Raw genomic sequence first — 16,392 nt, 5'->3', positions numbered from 1 at the left:
TGGACAAATCACGCTATAATACACTTACCGTCCGAGAACGGAAAGAATGGAGCCACATTCCACGTCAAATCAGGGAGAGGAAACATGACCGAGACCGCACAGCTGGTGCTGAATGGAACCACATACGAACTGCCTGTGATTGAAGGAACCTGCGGCGAAAAGGCCATCGACATTTCGACGTTGCGATCGACCACGGGTTACATCACCTTCGATCCCGGCTATGTCAGTACAGGCAGTTGCCAGAGCGACATCACATTCCTCGACGGAGAAAAGGGAATCCTTTTGTACCGGGGCATTCCCATTGAGCAGCTGGCGGAGAAAAGCAACTTCATCGAGACCGCATATCTCCTTATCTACGGTCATCTTCCCAACCGGTCCGAGCTGGAATATTTCCAGTACCACATCACGCACCATTCCATGGTGCACGAGTCGATCAAAAAACTGTACGACGGGTTTCCCAACAACCCACACCCCATGGCGGTGTGCAGTGCGGTGGTGGGCGCACTGGCCACGTTTTACCAGGACCAGTTCAACAACCAGACGGCACGCGAAATAGAAATCACCATCCACCGCCTCCTGGCGAAGCTGCCGACCATCGCGGCCTACAGTTACAAGAAATCCCTGGGACAACCGTTTCTCTATCCCCAAAACCACCTGAGTTACACAAAGAACTTCCTGAACATGATGTTCGCCACCCCGTGCGAACCCTACGAGGTGAATCCGGTGGCGGCCAAAGCGCTGGACGTGCTCCTCATGCTCCACGCCGATCACGAGCAGAACTGCTCCACCAGCACCGTACGGCTGGTCGGCAGTTCCCGCTGCAACCTGTACTCCTCGGTATCCGCAGGCATTTACGCTTTGTGGGGGCCGCTTCATGGAGGCGCCAATCAGGCGGTGGTGGAGATGCTGCAGAAAATCCAGGACGAGGGTGGCGACGCCAAAAAATTCGTGGAGAAAGCCAAGAATCCCAAAGAGGAAGGATCGTCCCGCCTGTTCGGCTTTGGGCACCGCGTTTACAAGAATTTCGATCCCCGCTCCAAGATCATCAAACAGATGGCCCACGAAGTGCTGGACAAACTGAAGGTGAAGGAGCCTTTGCTCGACATTGCCCTGCAGCTGGAGGAAATCGCCCTCAAAGACGATTACTTCGTCTCGAAAAAGCTTTACCCGAACGTGGATTTCTATTCGGGTATCATCTACAAGGCGCTCCGCATCCCGGTCAACATGTTCCCGGTGATGTTCGCCATAGGCCGGCTTCCGGGATGGATCGCCCACTGGGTGGAACTGCAGGGTGACAAGGATTTCCGCATCGGACGCCCCCGGCAGATCTACCAGGGAAAAACGAGCCACGACTACGTGCCGCTGGAACAACGAGGTTGAGGAAGGAGAGGATTCGCGAGGGACGGAAACAGATGGGCTAAAGCGGCTCGATGGTGCAGCGGAACGGGTAATTTTCGAGAGCCGCCGCTTTATGCACCTGGTCCACCTTGAATTCCGCGCGCTCCAGAGGCAGGGTGTCCACATGCGCGCTGCCGGTGTAATGCACTTCCAGCATCAACCGTTCCGCCGTTTTGTAGTCCTTGCCAAACACCTTGAACAGCATGCGAATGACGAATTCCATGGTGGTGACATCGTCATCCCACATGATCACCCTGTAAAGCGGCATGTATCCGGTGCGACTCCGTGAATCCGGGGTGACGACGGTACCGGGCGATTCCGGAACGGTTTCCGGCAAGGTTTCAGGTAAGGTTTCCGTGCTCATGGTGACAAATCTATGAAAAAACAATTATATGCCGACAGGCATTTTAGTTTAAGATATCCCGGACTACAGATTTTTTCTATATTGTATTCAACTGTGCTCTGATTTCAAGTCCTTGCCATGAGTTTCCTTCATTCCCGTCCCCATCTGAAAATACTGTTTCTGAATGGGTTCCTGTTTCTGACGTGCACGGGCCTGGTGGTCGCCGTGGAATGGTTCGCTGCCAACCTGCCGGTCCTTGCAGCCCCTTCCGGCAATATCCGCCACGTGATCACCTCTGAAGGCGAATACAACCATTACAGCCCCGAGGGCGACATCCGCCGGTTCAACGGCGAGGTCCTCAAATGGGATGTGGACTTCCTCATGTTCAGCAAAGCCGCTTCGGTGGAGGTCAAGTTTTTCAAAGAAGACAACCTTTATCACGCCACCCTGCTTGCAGAGACCAAGGGCTTTGTCGGTTTTTTCACTTCCTACCGCAAACACTATTACAATTCAAAATTCGAGGTCATCGACGATGGCAACCGGGTTCGAACCATCCGCTTCATCCGCCAGGTCATCATTGGCCAACGGGTGGAAGAGACCAACCATATCCTTGATTACCAAAACCGCAACCACTTCTGGATGGATTATGTGAACAAAAAACAGGTGGATCAGGGCCGGGAAGACATCCCTCCTCAAATTTTTTTCGATGACATTCTGGCGGCGTTCTACAATTTCCGCAACCAGGTGTATGGAAAAGTCGAAAAGGGCAAGGGATACCTCATCAACACGATACCCGAAAAAAGCATGAAGGCCATCCAGGTCTACATCCACACGGAAAATGAAAAACGCCTGATCGGCAACGACAGTGCCCTCAAACCCAAAAACGAATATCTGATAAAAATCAAAATTCCCAAAGACGTCTTCAAGACCAAGGACGGCGAACTGATCTTCTGGACCTCGAAGCACCTCATCCCGTTGGAGACCACGGTCAAAAATTACATCCTGCTGGGAGACCTTCACGGGGAATTTCGGGGGGGCGTGTTTCCCTCCTCGGACAACGTCGCCGAAGTCACGAGCGACACCTCCAAAACGCAGTGACGCTCACCTCAAGCTTTCACACATCCCAAGTGGGTAGAGGCGGATCGTGCCAGATGTTGACCTCCGTCGCCTCATCCAGTTCCACCTGGCCGAAAGTGACCGAATACGGCTGGGTGCCCTCACAGTCGAAGTCGACCCTGATTTTCTGAATGTCCCATTTTCCCTGTTCCGGACCGACCAGTGTCATGGAGTGCGCGAAACTTGAGACATCGAACCCGCTTTCAAAAGTCTGTCCCGGCCCCACATCCCCCTTGGCTTCCTCGAAAGGAACCTTGTGGTTGTTGATGGTGAAATAAACGGGCTGCTTCGTTCCCACTTCTCCCGTTTCGATCTTGATTTGGAATCGATTGAGTTTGGGCATGCGTCACCTCAGGAGAAATAGGGGTTGGTGCCGGCGGCATGGTCGGTTTCGTCCAGGATCGCACCGACATAAGGCACTGCAGTTCGGAAGGCATTGTGAATGCCCTGCTTGAGCGTCAGGTCCGCCGCACTGCATCCCTGGCATCCGCCACCCATGACGATGTGCACGGTGTTGCCCTCGACTTTTTTCAGCACGATCAACCCTCCGTGTGCCGCCACACCGGGATTGACCTCGCCATCGATGACTTTCTGGATGTCCTTGCGAACCGTGTCTTCCGGCGGGATCGACTTTCTGATTTCCTCCGAGATGAGCGGCTCGCCGGACTCGATGGCCTCGCGCATGGCGGCCCCAAGTTGTTCGGCGAATTCTTTCCACTGCTCGACGTGCGCCGCTTCGGTGCGCGTGACGGTGGCGGTCGACCCCTGCACCAGCAGGGTTTCTACCTTTTCCACGCTGAACACCGCCTCTGCGAGACGCGAGCCGGCCGCGCTTTCAAATGACGAAAAATGCCAAGAGTAGCCGTCGAACAGGGGTCGGTTGACCATCAGTTTCAACGAATCGCGCATGCCCGAAAGTTCCGCCTTGATCAACACCTTGTCGGATTTCCGGCTGGCCTCATCCTGCTCCATGATAACCGGAGCCTGGATAACCCGGCGACGGAGCGGCGGTTCACCGGAAGAGGCAGGGGGTTCGGAGGAAACAGTGGCAGTGGTCGCAGGAGCACCCGCTTCTTCCTTTTCCCGCGATCCGGGCCCGAACAGGTTCGACAATTTCTTCAATATGGAATTCACGCAATAAGCTCCTTGCTGTCGGTATCGGTTAAAGACCTGAAAGTCTCATCTTTAATGCCAATTCTACAATCGAAAGGCATCTTTAATCACCTCAATTTTCCAATCCTTTGGATTTTGAGGGTCTCCGGTGATGGCCACGACATCGAACCGGCAGGGGCGGTCCCCTGCTTTATATTGTGCCAGAAACTGGTTGGCCACCTGCCCGATCTTCCTTTGCTTACGGGGAGTCAGCGCCTCGGCGGGGTGCCCCTTTTCCAGGCCGGCACGGGTTTTGACCTCGATGAACACCAGCGACCGGTTCTGCTCGCCGATGATGTCGATCTCGCCTGCACTCGATCGGAAATTGGTTTCGAGTATGCGGTAGCCCTGTTTTTTAAGGTGACGCACCGCCGCCGCCTCCCCTTCCCGGCCGAATTCCCGCCTTTCCTCGGTCATCCATTCTTCTCCCGATTGCCCGTTTCCAGGACTCCTGCTATTCTTCCGCCATGGTTCTGGGAATTGAAGACATCACCGGCGGCACCACCATCCTGGCCTTTTTCATCTGGCTCGGTCTCACCGGCCTGTTTTACCTGGTGTGTTACATGGCCGCGCTCAACACGTTCGACGACCTCACCGGCAACCACCCGGTGAAACTGCCGGTAATGGCCGGCCTCGCCCCCATTTCGGCATTCCTCATGGCCATGTTCGATTACCATCCCACCATCCTGTTTGTGCTGATGGCCATCTCCAATTTTTACCGCGTCCGGAACGCCGCCCAGCCGGGAGTCACCCGCTTCAAAGGCAAAAGCGCCAGTAAACCGCTGTTCTACACCGCCAGTTACCTGTATATCTGCGCCGTCTTCGGCCTCGCCCTGTGGTTCCAGAATCCTGTTGAAACCGGCGGCACCACACAACCTTACTGGAAAACCTGGTTTCCGCAGGAATGAGTCCGGGGTCATTTGCTTTCCCTCACCGCGCCCAACCGCGGCAACCACATGCCGGTGCGGCTTCGATAACGCAGGTAATCCTCCCCGAACTTCTCCTGCAACCCTTTCTCCTCGTAATGAATGCGGTACTGAAACCCGAACGCCGCCGCCGCCATTCCAAGAACCCCCGCCAGCAGGTGGTGGGTATTGAGCGCGTAGGCAAGGATCACGATCATCATCGCCGTGTAGGAGGGATGGCGTATAAACCGGTACAGATGGGTGGTTTTCAGCTGCTGGTCGTCTCGGAACACGATGTCGAATTTGAACGCCGTCGCTCCCAGCTGGTACACCGCCAGCACCCGCATGACCGATCCCGCGAGAAACACCGTCGTGATGAGGGCGAGTTCCGCCCCGGACATGGGAACGCTGCTCATGCGGGCGACGAACGACAACCCGATCAGCGCCACCGCGATGGGCAGGACGTGGCCGATCAACTGCTTGATGTGTTCGCGGTCGAAGGTGGCGTCCCGCGGCTTGACGGTGATGACGAAGATCACGACCTCGATGACCCCGAACACCAGGTTCTGGAACGACACCATGAGAAAACGCGGCGCGTTGGCGGCTTCCAGACCGAAGGGGATCAAAGGCAGGAGGTAAATCACCCCGACCATAATGGTGTTGAAGTTGTAATTGATGTACAGCGCCACCGCGAAGACGCACAGGTACACCAGAAAATTGGCCCATATCCAAAAATGGGCGATATCCAGAAACGTCCAACCCACATCCATCATGGCTTTATCAAGGCCCCTTCTATCAATACCTTCGATGCAGAGGGAGAAAGCTTCCGTAGTGGATTCCCACATCGGGGTAAGTTTTTGATTCTAAAAAATTATGTCAAATATTGAAAGTGTTGGAAACGCATTTGCGACTTCTAACATCAAAATAACAGTATTATTGACCGATTCCCCTGTTTTTTCAGGGCAAATTATTATATGATGGCATCCATAATGGCGGCATAAAATAAGCAGGAGACACTATGGAATCAGTGATTTCAGGCTGAACCGCCCCCCATCATTTGACGCATCCGCCCCGCCCCCGGGCGAACGCATAAAGCAGTGCATCTTTAGTTTTGGATTATCGCTATGGACTTAAAATCATTGAATCTCCCCCCCGAAATCGTGCAGGAACTGGAAGATTTCGCTGCGGAAGTGGAGCGCCTCGAACGGGGCGACGTGGGAGAAGAAGATTTCAAACGCTTCCGCCTGCAACACGGTATTTACGGCCAGCGTCAACCCGGCCACGTGCAGATGGTGCGCACCAAGCTCCCTCTGGGCCGGTACACCACCGACCAGTTGCGCGGCCTGGCCGATTTCGCGGATACCTATTCAAATAAAATCCTGCACGTGACCACCCGGCAGGACATTCAATTCCATTTTGTGGCCCTGGAAGACGTGCCGCAGGGACTGCAGGATCTGGCCGCACACGGCATCACCACCCGCGAAGCCTGCGGCAACACTGTACGCAATGTCACCGCCTGCCACAAGGCCGGTACCTGCAAGGAAGAAACCTTCGACGTGGTGCCCTATGCCCGCGCCGTCTCCCGGTATCTGCTCCGCCACCCCCTCACCCAGAATCTGCCGCGCAAATTCAAGATCAGCGTTGGCGGGTGCAACGGATGCAGCCTCGCGCCCATTCATGACATCGGTTTGAACGGCGTCATCCAGGACGGGCGCCGCGGGTTCCGTATGATCATCGGCGGCGGCCTGGGTTCCTCTCCGCGCCTGGCCCAGCATTTTTCGGACTTCGTCCCGGCGGAAGACCTTTTGCGTGCCTGCGAGGCGGTGATCCGCATTTTCGACCAGCACGGAAACAAACAGAATCGGAACAAAGCGCGTTTCAAGTACGTTCTGGACAAATACGGCATCGAGAAAACCAAAAAGCTGGTCGAGGAAGAGTTCGCCAAGCTCGAAGGCAAAACCTTCCCGGCCATCGACGTGCCCGATGAGGCCATTCCGGATATACCGGATTTCGCCCCGACCAACGAGTTCGACAGCGACCCTGAATTTCAGAACTGGGTGGCGCGCAACACCTTCCCGCAACGGCAGGAAGGGTTTTACAACATCCACATCAAGTTGCAGCTGGGAGACCTGACCAGCGACCACGCCCGCGCCATCGCAAAAATGACCGATGACTTTGCCGGGGGCCGCCTGGTGAACACTGTGCACCAGAACATCATGATCCCCTGGGTGAAGAAGGAAGCCTTCGGCAATATCTTCGGTGAGCTCAAGAAGATCGGCCAGCACAAGGCGGGCACCGAAGAATTGAAGGACATGACCTGTTGCCCGGGTTCCGAGACCTGCAACCTCGGCATCACGCATTCACGGGGACTGATCAATCAGCTCACCGATGACATCGAGAACCTGTACACCGGCTCCACCGACTTGGATTCCCTGTCGATCAAGGCCAGCGGCTGTCCCAACTCCTGCGGCCAGCATCACATTGCGGACATCGGGTTTTCCGGCAGTGCGAAAAAGGTCAACGGCGTGCTCGCCCCGCATTATGAAATGATGCTGGGTGGCCGCATTTCGGAGACGGAAGCGAAATTCGGCGAACACGTGATCAAGATCCCGGCCAAAAATGTTCCCCTGGCAACCCGGCGCACCGTGGATGCTTACAAACAAGACCGGCGGGAAGGCGAGACCTTTCCCGAATTTTACGACCGGGTCGGCAAAAATTACTTCGCCGACCTGTTGTCCGATCTCAAGGACCTGCCGTCCATCACCGAGTCGCCGCAATCGTACGTCGATTATCACTCCTCCGACAAATTCACGCTGGACGACCGGGGTCAGGGAGAGTGTGCCGGCGGCGTCTCCGACATGATCACCGACCAGTTGTCCGAGGCGGAGCGGGCCCTCTTCCAGAGCACCCGCGCATTCGAGAAACAACTGATCGCCGACTCCGTGCGGCAGGCCAACCGTTCGCTGGCCCTGGCGGCGAAAGCCCTGCTGGTGACCGAGGGCATGGACTTCGAGGACAACCTGGAGACCATGAAAAAATTCGAATCGCTGATCGTGGAAACCGGCATTGTCTCCGAGACCCATGCCGGCGTGGCCGAACGGTTTCAGAAAGATCCGGAGACCGCCGAACCGGAATTCGCACAGAGCCTGATCGATGAATCGAAAACGCTCATCGGCGAATGCCGCAAGGCCTATGACAAGATGCAGTCGGAGAAATCCCTGCGCATCCGCGTCACCGATGAAATTGCGGAACAGGCAAAAGCATCCACATCAGGCAACGGTGGCACCGCCACCGCGGATGCCGTCCACGCACAGATCGACCTCAAAGGGGTCAAGAGCCCGCAGGATTATGTGAAAACCAAGCTCAAGCTGGAAAGCCTGTCCCCGGGCCAGAAGCTGGAAGTGGTTCTGGACGACGGCGAACCGGCAGAAAACGTTCCCCGCAGTGTCCAGAACGACGGGCATAAACTGGTGTCGCACGTTCGTGACAACGGACACCACATCATCGTTTTCGAAAAAGTCTAACCGGAAGGTTGCCCGTCGAATGTTGAAAAGTATGACCGGCTTCGGCCGGTCAGAAAAACAGAGTGGAATGTTTTCGTGCAAAGTTGAAATCCGCTCAGTCAACAACCGCTTTATCGAAGCCAACACCCGCCTGCCCAAGCACCTGAACGCCCTCGAGCTACCCCTTAAAAAATGCATCAAGGCCCGGTGTGCGCGAGGCTCCTTCGACGTGTTCGTGTCCCTGGAATTGACCGAAGGCAAATCCACCGACACGAGACTCAAGCCCAATATCGAGCTGGCCTCGCAATACGTGGACGCGGCCGGGGAGCTGAAAAAACAGTTCGGGCTCAGCGGGGACCTTCCCCTCGAAGCCCTGCTCAACGTTCGGGATATCCTGGTGGCGGAGCCGTTGGAACTGGACCCGGCGCAGGAATCGATGGTGATGGAAACCGTCGAGGACGCGCTCACCGCCCTCATTCAGATGCGCACCGAGGAAGGAGCCAACCTGGAAGCCGACCTTGACCAGCACATCCGCCAGATCGGCGAACACCTCGAGACCATCAAGGAACGGCAGCCGATGGTGCTGGAGGCCTACCGGGAACGGCTGAAGGATAAGCTTCGGGCCCTGACCACCAGCGGCCCGGACCTGGATGAAACCCGGCTCGCGCAGGAAGTCGCCATCATGGCCGACCGCAGCGACATCTCAGAAGAAATCAGCCGGCTCAACAGCCACCTTGGACAGTTCAAGGAACTCCTCGGCTCCAAGGAACCCGCCGGACGCAAACTGGAATTCATCACCCAGGAAATCAATCGCGAGACCAATACCATCGGGTCCAAGTCCGCAGACTACCCAACCTCCCAGGCGGTGATAGAAATAAAAAGCGTTCTGGAAAAAATCCGCGAACAGTTGCAGAATATCGAGTGATTTTGCCGTCATTCGACCTGACCGATTCCATGACCGACACTCCATCCCAGAACAAGAGCCTGCTCATTGTCCTGTCCGCCCCTTCGGGCACAGGCAAAACCACAATATGCAATCGCCTGCGGGAAGTTCGCCCGGAAATCAAGTTCTCCGTGTCGCACACCACACGCCCTCCCCGGCAGAACGAACGCGACGGCATCGACTACCATTTCATCAACGGCGAACGGTTTGAGGCCATGCAGAAAGAAGGCGAGTTTCTGGAATCGGCGTGGGTTCATAACCATTTTTACGGCACCGCACACAGCACGCTGATAGCCCACCGGGACCGTGGTGAGGACTTGATTCTGGAACTCGACCCACAGGGGGCGGCTTCCATTCGCAAACTCAACCTGGACGCCGTGTTTATCTTCATCCTGCCTCCCTCCTTGAGAGAGCTGGAGCGTCGCCTGCGGCAACGGGGCACCGAGTCCGAAGAAAAAATCATCGAACGCCTCACCGCAGGAAAAATTGAAATGGGTCAATACCGGCTGTACGATTACATCGTCGCAAATCACAACGTCGAAGAGACGGTGGAAACGCTATTGTGTATTTTTCGCGCCGAAAAACACCGCGGTTCGCGCTTCTCCACCGACTGTCCGGTGATCGGCGACATCCTGAAATCGGACTGAGGCAACATGGCTAACGTGAACCTGGATCAGCTGGTCAAAAATAAAATCAAGGCGCTCAAGGCGTACCACGTGGAAAATTTCGACTGCGACATCAAGCTTCACGCAAACGAAAACTCGTACCCGCCGCCATCGGAAATCCTCGACCTCTTCCAGGATACTTTTCGTACGTTTCAGTTGAACCGCTACCCGGATCCGGCGAGCCAACGATTGAAGGACGTGCTTTCCCAGCGCCTGTCCGTTTCCACGAATCAGTTGGCCATCGGCAACGGCTCGGATGAATTGATCCAGATCCTGGTCCAGGTATTCTGCGACCCCGGTGACGTGGTTGTATTTCCCGATCCCACCTTCGCCATGTACTCGATCATCGCGCGCGGCATGGGGGTGAAGGCGGAAAGCTTTCCGCTCGATGAAAATTGGGATTTCGCGGCGGAACCGTTTCTGGACATGCTGGAAAAGACACAGGCACGCATTGTGTTTTTCAGCTACCCCAACAACCCGACCGGCAACTGTTTCAATCGTGACGCCATCCAGACAGTACTGGAAAACTTCAAGGGCATCACCGTACTGGATGAGGCCTACTACGACTTTGCGCGCGATACCTTCCTCGACCAGTTGGGGACGCATAACAATCTGGTGATCCTGCGCAGTCTTTCAAAAATTGGGCTTGCGGGCCTGCGCGTCGGTTACGCCGTGGCGCACCCAACCATCATCGAGCAGGTGGACAAAATCCGCCTCCCCTACAACTCCAACACGGTATCCCAGGAACTGGCGGCGGTTTTGCTGGACCGCTTCGGACCCGTGAAACAGCAGATCGACCAGATTCTGGAACAACGGGACTGGTTGCTCAAAGCCCTGTCAAACCTCCCGCAACTTCAAATATTTCCGTCTGACGCCAATTTCATATTGTTCCGCGTTCATCGTAGCTCCGAAGAGGTGTTCAATCAGCTGGTGGAAAAAGGTATACTGGTGCGGGATCTCAACAGCCACCCGCGCCTGCGGAACTGTCTGCGCGTCACAGTCGGCACTCATGATGAAAACGCCGAATTCGTCACGCAGATCAAATCCATCCTCCGCAGCAAAGGGTAACGCGCAGGGAAAGGGGCACACGGTCTGGCAAGGCTTTTTCCATGAACGGTTACTTGAAGACATCGCTTCTGGCAGGCCTTTTTCTGGTATTGACCGGGCTGTTCGGGTTCTCATTCTGGCTGTACAGCTATTCCACCTCGCCATTGTCCCCCGTTGCCGATTCCCGGATTGTGGACATTTCCCGCGGCATGACCCTGAAGCAGGTGTCCCATCACCTCAATGAAGAACAGTTCATCGGCAACCCGACAGGGTTTGTGCTGTTTGCCTACCTTCAGGGAAAACAGAACCAGGTTCGTGCCGGCGAGTACCGCCTGTCTGGAGCCATGCCACCCAAACAGATTCTGGAAACCATCACCTCCGGCCAGTCGGTTCTCCACACACTCACCGTGCCGGAGGGGTATCGCATCCTTGAAATTGCAGAGCTGGTGGAACAGGCGGGACTGGGAAGCCGGGAACGTTTTTTAGAGGAGACGCGCAATGCGGAATTGATCGGTAAAGTGGGCACTCCCGCGAAAAACCTGGAAGGTTACCTGTTTCCGGAAACTTACAAGTTCCCCAAAAACGCCGGAGAAAAGCGCATCGTGGAAACCATGGTGCAGACTTTTCAGGAAAAAGTGAACCTGGTGGAAGCCACCCGCAAGGCGGCAGACATGAACCTCACTTTGCACGAGGTCATCACTCTGGCCTCCATTATAGAAAAAGAAACCGGGGCCCCTTCGGAAAGAAAAATCATTTCCTCTGTTTTCCATAACCGGTTGAAGCGCAACATGCGACTGCAAACGGACCCGACGGTGATCTATGCGCTGGCCGATTTCGACGGCAATATCCGCAAGAAAGACCTGTCTGTCGAATCCCCTTACAACACATACCTCTATCCCGGCCTGCCGCCGGGCCCCATTGCCAGCCCCGGCCTGGACAGCATCGAGGCAGCCCTCAATCCGGCCGAAACAAAATTTCTTTTCTTTGTCTCACGTCAGGACGGCACGCATAAGTTTTCCACGAACCTGGATGACCACAACCGCGCTGTCGTCAAGTACCAGCTGCAGGGCGGTTGAATCAATTCACTCTGGATTTGCAGGAAAGGTCAGGAGGCTTTGGCTTGCCGGGCAAGAAAGGCTTCCACGCGCTCGATATAGGCCCCCACCACCGGGGCCTCGTTGGGGAACTTCAATTGAATGGATTTAAGGCGATGCACCGCCTGCCGCAGCCGGTCCATCTCCAGCAGGAATTCAACCAGTTGGTACTCACTGTCGACATTCACCGGCAACCCTTCCATACCCGCGGTCATTTCCGCGATGGCCCGGTCCTGGTCGCCATTCTGGAACAGCTTTCCGGCGCGCATCCGCAACCGGTGATGCCGAAAACGATCCACGGGGATCAGAAACCTCCCATAATCACCGATGCCCTCGAACCAGGTGATCTTGCAGGCGGCGGCGATTGGCTCAAACTCTTCGCGAGTCCAGAAGGATAAGTGGCGTTCGTAATCGTTTCCGTAGATGGCTTCCTGTTCCCAATGCTCACCCAGCGGGATGCAAATCATCAGGTAACCTGTGCAGTGCTCGGCACACTTGTCCAGCATCTGCCAGGCGCGTTCCTTCTCAAAATGCTCCAGACTGTCGCCCAGCACAATCGCGTCGTACTGGCCCAGGTTATCGATGACCTCAAAAGCATCACCAATATGGATGGAATCATAAAGGGCTTTGTGATGACCCTGAATGTAGTCGGGAAAGGCCTCGATGCCATCGATCCGAACCTTCCAGTCAGCAGGCCGGTACGACTCGTTTAACATGACATCCAGAAACTCCCGGGCCAGGAATCCGATCTTGCCGAATCCCACGCCGATATCCAGGAGGGACTGTGGTTTGGCGTGGTTGAAGAACCCGATTATGGTTTCGAGATCGGAATAAGTGCTGGTCGGCATGCCGGTTTCCTCTAAAAATAGTTGATTTTCATTACTTTATAACCTTATCGGCGGCACAGAAAATTCACTTGAACTAAAAACGATCCTGCACGCAAACTCTGGCAATCGGCCGCAAAATTCGTGACCCTGGACAGAGAAATTGCCACCTCCCTCTTGTTTCCCGGAGAATTGTGACGATACGAAACAAGGTTTCCCATGAAGAGATTAACCATGAAAAAAATTGCCTTTATCCTGTCGCTGTTCCTGGGAACGGTTCTTGCGAATGTGCCCGCAAACGCTGACTTTCTCCATATGCAGGAATACAGGGACGCGCTCAAAGTCGACCCCAACGACTACATCGCTCATTTCGGGCTGGGGCGGGCGTACGCGCAGATCGGCCTGTATGACAAGGCCATCGCTGAATTCAAAAAGGTGTTGGAGGTGGAGCCGCTTTTTTCCGGTGCCTACTATCAGATCGGCGAAGCCCATAGCCAACTGGGCCACACGAAGGAGGCCGCCGAAGCCTTTCGGGAAGCGGTGTTGCTGGACCCGAATTTTGCCGATGCCCAGTTTGGTCTGGGATATGCCAATTTGGAGCTTAAGAAATACGAAGAGGCGCTGGAACACCTGACCAACTCGCTTCGGATCAATCCCCGCATGCCGCGGGCCCATTATGCATTGGGCCGGACTTACGCGGAAACCGACCGGCACACAGAAGCCATCCCGGAATACAAAATCGCGCTGGAACTCAGCCCCCTGCACCCCGAATGGAGATATGCTCTGGCAAAGAGCATGGAAGCGCTGTCCCAGTTCGACTCTGCCATCGCCCAGTACAAGCAGACCCTCGACCTCAACAGCAATTTTGCCGACGCCTACGCCGCCATCGGCCGCATTCAGGTTGCCACCGGCCAATTGGAAAAGGCTTTGGAACCTTTGGAGAATGCCCTCCGCATCGATCCCAAAAACGCCCTGGCCCTGGAATACCTGGGCCGCGCCCTAAGCCGCATGGGAAAACACCGGGAAGCGATGCTGGCGTTCAAGGAGCTGACGTTCGTACAACCGCAGCAGGCTGAAAGTCATTACCAGCTCGGTCGTGAATACCTGCAGCTGGGCCAATTCGTCAACGCCCGCGAGTCTTTTGAAAACGCGCTGCGGTTTGATCCGAACGATCTCGATATCCGTTTCCACCTCGGTCAGACTTTGGAAAACCTGGGGCAAATGGAAAAAGCGATCGACGAGTACATTCAGGTGCTCAGCCTGAACCCGAAACACGTCCGCGCTCACCATCGCATCGCGGACCTCAGCCTGCTTCAGGAAAATTACCAAAGGGCAGCGGAGGAGTTTGAAAACGTCCTGCGGTTCGACCCTGAAAATGGGCCTGTGCAGCTGAAACTGGCCCGTGCCTATGAAGAACTCAACCGCTGGCAGGATGCCGTATCGGCTTACCAGAAATCCCTCCGCTTTTTTCCGGATTCAGTGGAAATCTGGCAAAGCCTGGGGACCACACAATGGCAATTAGGAAACTACCGGGCGGCCATCGTACCGCTTCGCGAGACCCTGCGCAGGGACCCCGGCCGCTCCCAGGCCTGGATGTTCCTGGGTGACGCACTCATGCAACTGGACCAGCTGCAAAAAGCCGTCATTCCCTTCAAAAAAGCTCTGCAGTTGAACCCGGATCTTCCCCAGGCGGACCTCGGGCTGGGCATCATCCTCACCCGGCTGGGCAGGCATGAGCAGGCCGTGGTTCATTTGAAACGGACGGTGGCGCGAAATCCGGACAATTTTCAAGCCCAGGCCATGCTCGGGGACAGCTACCTGGAGCTGGAGCGCTACGCTGAGGCGGTGCCTGCTCTCCGGGCAGCGATGGGCGATGTCACCCGCCGGCAACAGATTCTCCTGAAACTGGGAAATGCCTACTGGCACCTCCGGCAATACCAGCCGGCCCTCAAGGCTTACCATCAGTCGGTTCAGCTGGATCCGGAAAACTTCAGAATCTACAATCAATTGGGGGTCATATACAGCGAAATCGGACAACCGGATAAAGCCATTCATGCCTACTCCGAGGCCATCCGGCTGAAATCCGATTATTTTGAGCCACGGTTCAACCTGGGGATGCTTTACGATCTTCTCGGAAGGTATCTGGACGCACTCACATCGTTGGACAGTGCCCTTCGCGTTGATGCCAAAAACCCTTCAGCCCATTTCAGCCGTGGCTGGGTATTGCTGCAACTCAAGCGGTACCGGGAAGCCGTTTGGGCTTTCCAGCAGGCAACGCGTTATGATCCCAGCAACGCAGACGCCCACTTCAATCTCGGTGTTGCTTTTGCCGCCGCGCATCGGCCAGGGGAAGCCCGCTCCGCCTTCCGAATGGCTCTCCGTATCGACCCCGACCACACCGGCGCCCTGACCCGGCTCGCAGAACTGGAAACCCGGACCGGCAAAAGAAACCCGCCAAAAATAAAATAATTTTTTATTTAAAAACAAGTATTTAAATAAATTTCCCCAATTTAATACCTTAAATCTTTCAATAAAATTATTCCTCTTTGTTTCGGGTTGACTGCCGCATGGAGTGTGGTTAGTGCACCGAGATAAACCCCTGCAATTATTGCAGGGGTGCATGGAATCGAATCGAAGTTGCTGAGGCGCATTGCAGTTTCCATTTTGGGTCCGTACGCGCCCCACTCGTCCCCTTCTTTTTTCAACACTTCCCCGCGACCATATTTAGGTTGACAGCTTATTCGCCGGGTTTATATACTTCGTTTTTTTCCGCAGGTTTGATAAGATTAACCTGCCATAATTCAAATGAGTTACGGTTCAGTTTCTAACTGTCAACCCATCCATTATAGAGACCCCTCATGGACAACCCGGAAATCGAAACCAATCAGGAAGAATCCACCTCCGTGGAGACCGCCGCCCCGGAAGAAACGAAAATCTGCATGGACAAGGTCTATGAGATCATGGACACCTTTCCGAGCCGGTCGCGCCAGTTTTTGATTCCCCTGCTGACCAAGATCCAGAACGAGTTCCGGTTTCTTCCGGATGAGATCGTCGAGGTGGTGATGGAGGAATTGAACATCACGCGTGCGGAGATTTACGGCGTCATCTCCTTCTACCCCCAGTACCGAATCGTCGAGCCGGGCAAGTACATTTTCAAGCTCTGTTACGGTACGGCCTGTTTCGTCAAAGGCGCTCCCGTTATTGCTCAGAAATTGCAGGAAAAATACGGGATCGGCAAGGGCGAAACGGATGCCAGCAAGCTGTTCACGCTGGAATTTGCTTCCTGCCTCGGCAACTGCGGCGCCGCTCCGATGGCCATCATCGGCGAAGACACGCATGGCACCATTGACCCGGAAAAAACCTACGAAATCTGTGATCATTACAAGCTTTAAAAATACCAGG

The 16,392-nt window shown here is 55.2% G+C and carries 16 protein-coding genes; 10 read left to right on the top strand and 6 right to left on the bottom strand.

The features are described from left to right. Positions 1 to 84 precede the first annotated feature (84 nt). Complete coding sequence (locus tag ACTRW9_RS07215; protein ID WP_442428820.1) at positions 85 to 1,380, top strand: citrate synthase; 1,296 nt, start codon at positions 85 to 87, stop codon at positions 1,378 to 1,380. Between the two features lie 37 nt (positions 1,381 to 1,417). Here ACTRW9_RS07215 and ACTRW9_RS07210 read toward each other — a convergent pair whose 3' ends face one another. Further along, positions 1,418 to 1,762: an ATP-dependent Clp protease adaptor ClpS gene (locus ACTRW9_RS07210; RefSeq protein WP_442425705.1), complete on the bottom strand. Its 345-nt coding sequence runs from the start codon at positions 1,760 to 1,762 to the stop codon at positions 1,418 to 1,420. Between the two features lie 117 nt (positions 1,763 to 1,879). On the opposite strand from ACTRW9_RS07210, the gene ACTRW9_RS07205 reads away from it, so the two are divergent. After that, positions 1,880 to 2,839: a hypothetical protein gene (locus tag ACTRW9_RS07205; RefSeq protein ID WP_442425706.1), complete on the top strand. Its 960-nt coding sequence runs from the start codon at positions 1,880 to 1,882 to the stop codon at positions 2,837 to 2,839. A gap of 16 nt (positions 2,840 to 2,855) precedes the next feature. Here the strand turns inward: ACTRW9_RS07205 and ACTRW9_RS07200 are convergent, their stop codons facing one another. From ACTRW9_RS07200 to ACTRW9_RS07190, 3 genes are all read right to left on the bottom strand, one after another. Continuing rightward, entirely contained in the window at positions 2,856 to 3,200 is a 345-nt protein-coding gene (locus ACTRW9_RS07200) for a helicase (protein WP_442425707.1), read from the bottom strand. Positions 3,201 to 3,208: 8 nt separating this feature from the next. Next, on the bottom strand, positions 3,209 to 3,991 hold the full coding sequence (locus ACTRW9_RS07195; protein ID WP_442428819.1) for a NifU family protein: 783 nt from the start codon (positions 3,989 to 3,991) through the stop codon (positions 3,209 to 3,211). A 63-nt stretch (positions 3,992 to 4,054) separates the two neighbouring features. Then, the gene (locus tag ACTRW9_RS07190) at positions 4,055 to 4,426 is read right to left on the bottom strand and encodes a YraN family protein (protein WP_442428818.1); all 372 of its coding nucleotides are present in this window, start codon (positions 4,424 to 4,426) and stop codon (positions 4,055 to 4,057) included. Between the two features lie 50 nt (positions 4,427 to 4,476). Here ACTRW9_RS07190 and ACTRW9_RS07185 point away from each other — a divergent pair, with 50 nt between their 5' ends. Next, on the top strand, positions 4,477 to 4,917 hold the full coding sequence (locus ACTRW9_RS07185; protein WP_442428817.1) for a hypothetical protein: 441 nt from the start codon (positions 4,477 to 4,479) through the stop codon (positions 4,915 to 4,917). Positions 4,918 to 4,925: 8 nt separating this feature from the next. Here ACTRW9_RS07185 and ACTRW9_RS07180 read toward each other — a convergent pair whose 3' ends face one another. Further along, entirely contained in the window at positions 4,926 to 5,687 is a 762-nt protein-coding gene (locus ACTRW9_RS07180; protein ID WP_442428816.1) for a methyltransferase family protein, read from the bottom strand. Positions 5,688 to 6,038: 351 nt separating this feature from the next. Here ACTRW9_RS07180 and ACTRW9_RS07175 point away from each other — a divergent pair, with 351 nt between their 5' ends. Genes ACTRW9_RS07175 through mltG form a run of 5 tightly spaced genes read left to right on the top strand, consistent with a single transcriptional unit; the run spans position 6,039 to position 12,148 of the window. Next, the gene (locus tag ACTRW9_RS07175; RefSeq protein ID WP_442428815.1) at positions 6,039 to 8,438 is read left to right on the top strand and encodes a sulfurtransferase TusA family protein; all 2,400 of its coding nucleotides are present in this window, start codon (positions 6,039 to 6,041) and stop codon (positions 8,436 to 8,438) included. Between the two features lie 19 nt (positions 8,439 to 8,457). Further along, the gene (locus ACTRW9_RS07170) at positions 8,458 to 9,342 is read left to right on the top strand and encodes a YicC/YloC family endoribonuclease (RefSeq protein ID WP_442428814.1); all 885 of its coding nucleotides are present in this window, start codon (positions 8,458 to 8,460) and stop codon (positions 9,340 to 9,342) included. Next, a complete protein-coding gene (gene gmk / locus ACTRW9_RS07165; RefSeq protein ID WP_442428813.1) occupies positions 9,339 to 10,007 on the top strand; it encodes a guanylate kinase in 669 nt (222 codons plus the stop codon). The genes ACTRW9_RS07170 and gmk overlap by 4 nt, the downstream gene beginning before the upstream one ends. Positions 10,008 to 10,013: 6 nt before the next feature. After that, a complete protein-coding gene (hisC, locus tag ACTRW9_RS07160) occupies positions 10,014 to 11,093 on the top strand; it encodes a histidinol-phosphate transaminase (protein ID WP_442428812.1) in 1,080 nt (359 codons plus the stop codon). A 41-nt stretch (positions 11,094 to 11,134) separates the two neighbouring features. Further along, entirely contained in the window at positions 11,135 to 12,148 is a 1,014-nt protein-coding gene (gene mltG / locus ACTRW9_RS07155) for an endolytic transglycosylase MltG (protein WP_442428811.1), read from the top strand. A 29-nt stretch (positions 12,149 to 12,177) separates the two neighbouring features. Here the strand turns inward: mltG and ACTRW9_RS07150 are convergent, their stop codons facing one another. Further along, a complete protein-coding gene (locus ACTRW9_RS07150; RefSeq protein ID WP_442428810.1) occupies positions 12,178 to 13,014 on the bottom strand; it encodes a hypothetical protein in 837 nt (278 codons plus the stop codon). 210 nt (positions 13,015 to 13,224) lie between these two features. Between ACTRW9_RS07150 and ACTRW9_RS07145 the strand changes: the two genes are divergently transcribed. Both ACTRW9_RS07145 and ACTRW9_RS07140 read left to right on the top strand, forming a co-directional pair. After that, positions 13,225 to 15,459: a tetratricopeptide repeat protein gene (locus tag ACTRW9_RS07145; RefSeq protein WP_442428809.1), complete on the top strand. Its 2,235-nt coding sequence runs from the start codon at positions 13,225 to 13,227 to the stop codon at positions 15,457 to 15,459. Between the two features lie 389 nt (positions 15,460 to 15,848). Then, positions 15,849 to 16,382 carry an NADH-quinone oxidoreductase subunit NuoE family protein gene (locus ACTRW9_RS07140; protein ID WP_442425719.1) on the top strand — a complete coding sequence of 178 codons (534 nt, stop codon included), beginning with the start codon at positions 15,849 to 15,851 and terminating at the stop codon, positions 16,380 to 16,382. The last annotated feature ends 10 nt before the right edge of the window (positions 16,383 to 16,392 follow it).

This window comes from Nitrospina sp. 32_T5 (assembly GCF_052156635.1).
GTDB lineage: Bacteria > Nitrospinota > Nitrospinia > Nitrospinales > Nitrospinaceae > Nitrospina.
Note: the sequence above shows the minus strand (reverse complement) of the source record. Positions and strands in the feature narration are given on the sequence as shown.

Bases quoted from the DNA above. Each gene is read 5' to 3' on its own strand.
- ACTRW9_RS07215 (WP_442428820.1), top strand. From the start codon at position 85: ATGACCGAGACCGCACAGCTGGTGCTGAATGGAACCACATACGAACTG.
- ACTRW9_RS07210 (WP_442425705.1), bottom strand. From the start codon at position 1,762: ATGAGCACGGAAACCTTACCTGAAACCTTGCCGGAAACCGTTCCGGAA.
- ACTRW9_RS07205 (WP_442425706.1), top strand. From the start codon at position 1,880: ATGAGTTTCCTTCATTCCCGTCCCCATCTGAAAATACTGTTTCTGAAT.
- ACTRW9_RS07200 (WP_442425707.1), bottom strand. From the start codon at position 3,200: ATGCCCAAACTCAATCGATTCCAAATCAAGATCGAAACGGGAGAAGTG.
- ACTRW9_RS07190 (WP_442428818.1), bottom strand. From the start codon at position 4,426: ATGACCGAGGAAAGGCGGGAATTCGGCCGGGAAGGGGAGGCGGCGGCG.
- ACTRW9_RS07185 (WP_442428817.1), top strand. From the start codon at position 4,477: ATGGTTCTGGGAATTGAAGACATCACCGGCGGCACCACCATCCTGGCC.
- ACTRW9_RS07180 (WP_442428816.1), bottom strand. From the start codon at position 5,687: ATGATGGATGTGGGTTGGACGTTTCTGGATATCGCCCATTTTTGGATA.
- ACTRW9_RS07175 (WP_442428815.1), top strand. From the start codon at position 6,039: ATGGACTTAAAATCATTGAATCTCCCCCCCGAAATCGTGCAGGAACTG.
- ACTRW9_RS07170 (WP_442428814.1), top strand. From the start codon at position 8,458: ATGTTGAAAAGTATGACCGGCTTCGGCCGGTCAGAAAAACAGAGTGGA.
- hisC (WP_442428812.1), top strand. From the start codon at position 10,014: ATGGCTAACGTGAACCTGGATCAGCTGGTCAAAAATAAAATCAAGGCG.
- mltG (WP_442428811.1), top strand. From the start codon at position 11,135: ATGAACGGTTACTTGAAGACATCGCTTCTGGCAGGCCTTTTTCTGGTA.
- ACTRW9_RS07150 (WP_442428810.1), bottom strand. From the start codon at position 13,014: ATGCCGACCAGCACTTATTCCGATCTCGAAACCATAATCGGGTTCTTC.
- ACTRW9_RS07145 (WP_442428809.1), top strand. From the start codon at position 13,225: ATGAAAAAAATTGCCTTTATCCTGTCGCTGTTCCTGGGAACGGTTCTT.
- ACTRW9_RS07140 (WP_442425719.1), top strand. From the start codon at position 15,849: ATGGACAACCCGGAAATCGAAACCAATCAGGAAGAATCCACCTCCGTG.